This is a genomic window from Hoeflea sp. (genome assembly GCF_984452065.1).
The window spans coordinates 1-5,631 of record NZ_CFHWAF010000168.1 but is presented as its reverse complement, the minus strand read 5'-3'; the positions used below and the strand labels follow the sequence as shown (position 1 = coordinate 5,631).

At 60.3% G+C, this 5,631-nt stretch carries 4 protein-coding genes and 2 pseudogenes; 5 read left to right on the top strand and 1 reads right to left on the bottom strand.

Annotation, left to right across the window (positions count from 1 at the left end; genetic code table 11):
- A partial coding sequence (locus AC5E6N_RS21605; protein ID WP_491749748.1) for an ABC transporter permease occupies positions 1 to 791 on the top strand: 791 nt, incomplete at its 5' end.
- Positions 788 to 2,047, top strand: a pseudogene (locus tag AC5E6N_RS21600) (ABC transporter ATP-binding protein); the annotation flags it as partial. The gene AC5E6N_RS21605 and the pseudogene AC5E6N_RS21600, both read left to right, overlap by 4 nt.
- 180 nt (positions 2,048 to 2,227) lie before the next feature.
- Here the strand turns inward: AC5E6N_RS21600 and AC5E6N_RS21595 are convergent.
- Positions 2,228 to 2,365, bottom strand: a pseudogene (locus AC5E6N_RS21595) (IS5/IS1182 family transposase); the annotation flags it as partial.
- 298 nt (positions 2,366 to 2,663) lie between these two features.
- On the opposite strand from AC5E6N_RS21595, the gene AC5E6N_RS21590 reads away from it, so the two are divergent.
- The 3 genes from AC5E6N_RS21590 to AC5E6N_RS21580 all read left to right on the top strand — a co-directional run.
- The gene (locus AC5E6N_RS21590) at positions 2,664 to 3,815 is read left to right on the top strand and encodes a TRAP transporter substrate-binding protein (RefSeq protein WP_491749747.1); all 1,152 of its coding nucleotides are present in this window, start codon (positions 2,664 to 2,666) and stop codon (positions 3,813 to 3,815) included.
- 69 nt (positions 3,816 to 3,884) lie between these two features.
- A complete protein-coding gene (locus AC5E6N_RS21585; RefSeq protein WP_491749746.1) occupies positions 3,885 to 4,469 on the top strand; it encodes a TRAP transporter small permease subunit in 585 nt (194 codons plus the stop codon).
- The coding region (locus tag AC5E6N_RS21580; RefSeq protein WP_491749745.1) for a TRAP transporter large permease at positions 4,469 to 5,631 on the top strand (1,163 nt) is incomplete at its 3' end. The genes AC5E6N_RS21585 and AC5E6N_RS21580, both read left to right, overlap by 1 nt.

The following is a 5,631-nucleotide window of genomic DNA, read 5'->3' as shown; positions in this document are numbered from 1 at the left end:
GTCGTGCCGGGCTGTTGATCGGTCTGGCTCTGATCATCTTCGCGATCCTTGGCGCCTTCTGGACGCCACACGCCCCAGATGTGTCGGACTATTTGAAGGCGCTGCAGCCTCCCAGCCTCGACAATCCCTTCGGCACGGATGCGACCGGACGCGATCTTCTCAGCCGGACCATGGACGGGGCGCATCGCTCCATCGGAGCCGCCGGCCTCGTGCTCGGCGCCGTGTTCCTGATCGGTCTGGCCATCGGCTGCCTTGCGGGCCTTGCAGGCGGCGTGACCGACGCGCTGTTGATGCGCCTGACGGATATCGCCATGACCCTGCCGGGTCTGGTTTTGGCCTTTGCCGTCCTTGGGCTCTTGGGGCCCGGCTTCGTCAATCTCCTGATCGCGCTCATCATCGCGGATTGGGCCTGGTATGCGCGCCTGTCGCGCTCCCTTGCGCTGTCAGCCGGTAAAAAACCGCATGTGATCGTAGCCCAAATGGCCGGCATTCCCCGCTGGCGCATCATATCGGGCCATATCCTGCCCGGTGTCGCGCTTCAGGTCGGCATCGTTGCCAGTCTCGCCCTTGGCGGTATGATCGGTGCCATTTCCGGGTTCTCCTTCCTGGGTCTTGGCGTTCAGCCGCCCCATGCTGAATGGGGGGCCTTGCTTGCCGAATCCCGGCTCTATTTCTCCCTCGCGCCCTGGCTGCTGATCGCGCCCGCCGGGCTGATTTTCCTCTCTGTCCTGTCGGCCAATCTGGTTGGAAACGCCTTGCGTGACATCGCGGCAATCGGAGATGGCGAATGACCCCGGTGCTGGCATGCGAAAACCTCACTGTGACCTATCCGGACGGCATGACCCCGGTGAACGGCATTTCGTTTGCCGTGCGGCCGGACACATGTTTTGCGCTGCTGGGCAGGTCGGGGGAAGGCAAATCCACCATTGCCCGGGCCCTGATGGGGCTTCATGCGCGCAGCACCCGTATCTCGGGAAAGCTCACGCTCGGCAGCCAGGATATGTCTTCCGCAACGCCCGAGCGCTGGCGCAGCGTTCGGGGACGGGAAGTTGGGTTCGTCGCCCAGGATCCATGGTCGACCTGCGACCCGCTGCGGCCCGTCCGTGACCATGTGGCCGAAGCCTGGCGCTGTCATGAGCTGACAACCAGTTGGCAAAACATCAGCACCCGCCTGACGTCCCTCGGGGTGCCTGAAGCGACAGTGAAGATGGCGCAGCATCCGCACACCTGGAGTGGCGGCATGCTTCAAAGGGCCAGCATCGCGGCCGCCAGCGGGCTTGCCCCGCCGCTGATAATCGCCGACGAACCGACAAGCGCCCTTGACGCCGAGCGCGCCCAATCCGTGCTCGACAGCCTGCGTACCCTGGGCTGCGCCGTGCTTTTGATCAGCCATGACATTGACCTTGTCTTGAAGAACGCGGACGAGGTGGCGGTTTTGCAGGGGGGACGCATCGTCGAACGAGGTGCACCGCGAGCCTTGAGGGAAAATGCCCGCCATCCGGAAACCAAACGCCTTCTTGAAGCTCTCAGGCCTCTGCCAAAACGACAGAAGCCAGCCTCGTCAGAACGGTTGCTGACGTTGAACGACGTCTCCACGACTTATAACCACGGCAAGGTGCAAGCACTCAAATCCGCGGATCTTGAGATAAAGGCCGGTGAAATCGTCGGCTTGCAGGGCCCTTCCGGCTGCGGCAAATCCACTTTGCTGCGGCTGGTGATGGGCATTGAAACACCCGCGAGCGGAACGATCTGGCGGTCCGACGCTCTCACGCCACCTGGGTCCATTCTGCCGATTTTCCAGGATCCGGTCGGGAGCTTGGTGCCCCATTGGTCCGTCTGGCGCTCCATCTCCGAACCCCTCACGGCTCCGGGCGAAGCGAGACTTTCAAAAGCGGACCGCCGGGCAAAGGCCGTCATGGCCATGGCCTCGGTCGGCCTTGGCGAGTGTGACCCGGAGGCACAGCCATCGGAACTCTCGGTCGGCCAATGTCAACGTGTTGCCATTGCGCGCGCGACTCTTAAAGGCCCACCGCTGATCGTCGCAGACGAACCCACCAGCGCCCTCGACAGTCTCTCCACCTGGCGCGTCAGCAATCTTCTGCGCACTGCCGCCGAAGCCGGTTCCGCCGTCCTGATCGTCAGCCACGACAGCGCTTTTTTGGAGCGATTGGCTGATCGTGTTGTCGCAATGAAAGACGGGCGGACGATCAAGAGGCCATCCGCGAATTCATGCTGCTCGTGCGAGGCGTCTGATGATCAGCATGATAGAGGCGGCGTAAAGGAATGCTCTTGCTGATTTGATGGTCGCTTCGACATCTTTGGCCAATCGTCTGTTACGCCTGATCCAGGCGAAGAAGCGCGCGACGCCTTGAGCATCGGCCCGCCGGCGTCACGGTCCTTTTATGTCGGCACGATGGCATTGCGAGACATGCTGCTCTGAACTCCCTCGCCAGACAATTTGGCAATGTCTTCCCATGAGATGCGAACTGGATCCCAATTCGAACGAACCGTTCTCGGTCCAACTTTTGCAGTTGGCTTGATCGCGGCACCAAGCATATAGTAATAGTCCCAACAGCGTATAGTAACAGCCACAATCAGCAACAGCAGCCATTCGTGACGGGTTGAGAGCCTTTGCAAATTTTGGCCGCAATTGGAGGAAGACCATGACTGACAATAATGAAACGGCTGAAGCGAATGAACGTGTCAGCAGGCGCTCGTTTCTGAAGAAATCCGCATTGGCTGGCGGTGTGGCCGCCGGAAGTACGCTCGCCGCTCCGGCGGTGCTGGCACAAGCGCCGATCGTGCTCAGAATGCAGACGTCTTGGGGAGCGGCCAACATCTGGCAGGAGTTTGCCCAGGACTATGCCGACAGGGTCGAAGCGATGTCGGGTGGCCGGCTGCGGATCGACGTTCTGCCGGCCGGCGCCGTGGTCGGCGCCTTCCAGGTGCTCGACGCGGTCAATGACGGCGTTCTGGACGCGGCCCATTCGGTGCCGGTCTACTGGTACGGCAAGAACAAGGCGGCCTCGCTGTTCGGCACCGGTCCGGTGTTTGGCGGTTCGGCGACCACCATGCTCAGCTGGTTCTACGAGGGCGGCGGCGACGCGCTTCTTCGCGAACTGATGCAGGACATCATGGGCCTTGATGTCGTCTCCTATATGGGCTTTCCAATGCCGGCGCAGCCATTCGGTTGGTTCAAGGACGAAGTCAACACTGTCGACGATCTGCAAGGGTTCAGATACCGCACGGTGGGTCTGGCGGCCGATCTGCTGCAATCGATGGGCATGTCCGTCGCTCAGTTGCCCGGCGGCGAGATCGTACCGGCCATGGAACGCGGGGTGATTGATGCGTTTGAGTTCAACAATCCTTCATCGGACCGCGATTTCGGCGCCCATGACGTAGCCAAAAACTATTATCTGTCGTCCTATCATCAGGCCTCGGAGAGCTTTGAATTCCTGTTCAACACCTTCACGCTGGAAGATCTCGATCCCGACCTTCAGGCGATCCTCAAGCATGGGGCCGAGGCTGCTTCGACGGCCAACACGGCCAAGGCTATGCGCCGCTACTCCGCTGATCTGCGTTGGTTGCAGGACGACGCCGGCGTGACCGTGCACCGCACCTCGCCGGAAATCCTCGCCGCCCAGATCGCTGCATGGGACGAACTCATTCCCAGCCTTGAGGAAGACGAATTCGCCAAGAAGTGCCTGGACAGCCAACGCGCCTGGGTAGAGCAGGTCACATTCTATGAACTGATGAACGCGCCCGACTATGCGCTGGCCTACGAGCATTATTTCCCTGGTCGCCTCAATCTTTGATCGACGGTCGCACTTGCAACCCCGGCGGGCGGCACTGCCGCCGGGTAACCTTTTTTGGGGGAAGATCGTTTGATCGGATTCATTCGGTTCGCCGACAATCTGTCGGCGTGGTTTGGCAAGGCATTTGCCTGGCTGATCATCCTTATGGCGGCTGGCACCGGCTATGAGGTGTTCGTCCGCTATGTGTTGAACAATCCCACCGCGTGGGCGCTGGATGTGTCATTCATCATGTATGGCACGCTCTTCATGATGGGAGGCGCCTACACGCTGTCGCGCGGCGGACATGTCCGCGGCGATTTCCTTTATCGGCTATGGCAGCCGCGTACACAGGCCAAGGTCGATCTTGTTCTCTACATCCTGTTCTTCTTTCCAGGCGTTACGGCATTGGTTTTCGCCGGCTGGCAATATGCCGAGCGCTCGTGGCGCTTCGGCGAGGTTTCGGTGAACAGCCCGGCAGGCGTGCCGATCTACCAGTTCAAGACTGTCATCGTCGTCGCCGGCATCCTGCTTTTCATTCAGGGAATTGCGCAGGTGATGCGCTGCATTGTGGCGATGCGCACCAATGAATGGCTGGAGGCCGACGAAGATGTCTTCGAGACCGAAGACATTCTGATCCGCCAGGCCAACGTCGTCGAGAGGGGCCACAATCCATGATGACCGACCCTCAAATCGCTCTGATGATGCTGGGGTTGTTCATCATTTTCGTCTTCATGGGATTTCCGATCGCCTTCACGCTGATGGCAATGGGTATCGGGTTTGGATATTACGCCTATTTCGACGAGCGCCGCATGTGGCGCGACTATGACCGGCTTGGCGAGGACGCCAGCTTGTTCGACCAATGGTCGACCTGGATCGAGGGTTTCTTCAACAACCGGGCGTTCGACCTGTTCGTCAACCAGACCTTTTCGGTCATGTCGAACGAAATCCTGACCGCGGTGCCGCTATTCCTGTTCATGGGCTATGTCGTGGAACGGGCCAACATCGTCAATCGCCTGTTCACGACGCTCAATATCGCCTCCAAGAACATTCCCGGCTCGATGGGCGTGGCCGCGCTGATCACATGCGCGCTTTTCGCCACCGCAACCGGCATTGTCGGCGCCGTGGTCACGCTGATGGGACTGCTGGCGCTGCCGGCGATGCTAAAGGCGCGCTACAATCCGTCATTTGCCAGCGGCATCATCTGCGCGGGCGGTACGCTGGGCATCCTCATTCCGCCTTCGATCATGCTGATCGTCTATGCGGCCGCCTCCAACGTCTCGATCGTCCGGCTTTATGCCGGCGCGTTGCTTCCGGGCCTTGTGCTGGTCGGCCTTTATCTGGTGTATGTCGTAGGTCGATCGCTGTTGCAGCCGTCGGCGGCGCCAAAGCCGGGCGATGACGAAGTGCCCGATGTCTCGATGGGGCAATTGCTGCTCATGATCCTGACATCGTTCTTGCCGCTGGCTTTCCTCATTCTGGCTGTTCTGGGGTCGATCCTGTTCGGCTTGGCCACGCCGACCGAGGCGGCGTCTATCGGTGCGCTTGGCTCGCTTCTGCTGGCTGTGATCTATCGCGCGATGACCTGGGAACGGTTGCGGCAGAGCGTCTATCTGACGGTGCGAACCACCGCGATGGTGTGCTGGCTTTTCGTCGGCTCGTATATCTTTGCGGCGGTGTTTTCCTACCTGGGCGGCGAACATGTCATTTCCGAATTCGTCCAGGGGCTGAACCTGACGCCGATCCAGTTCCTGATCATGGCCCAGTTGATCATCTTCCTTCTGGGCTGGCCGCTGGAATGGTCCGAGATCATCATCATCTTCGTGCCGATCTTCCTGCC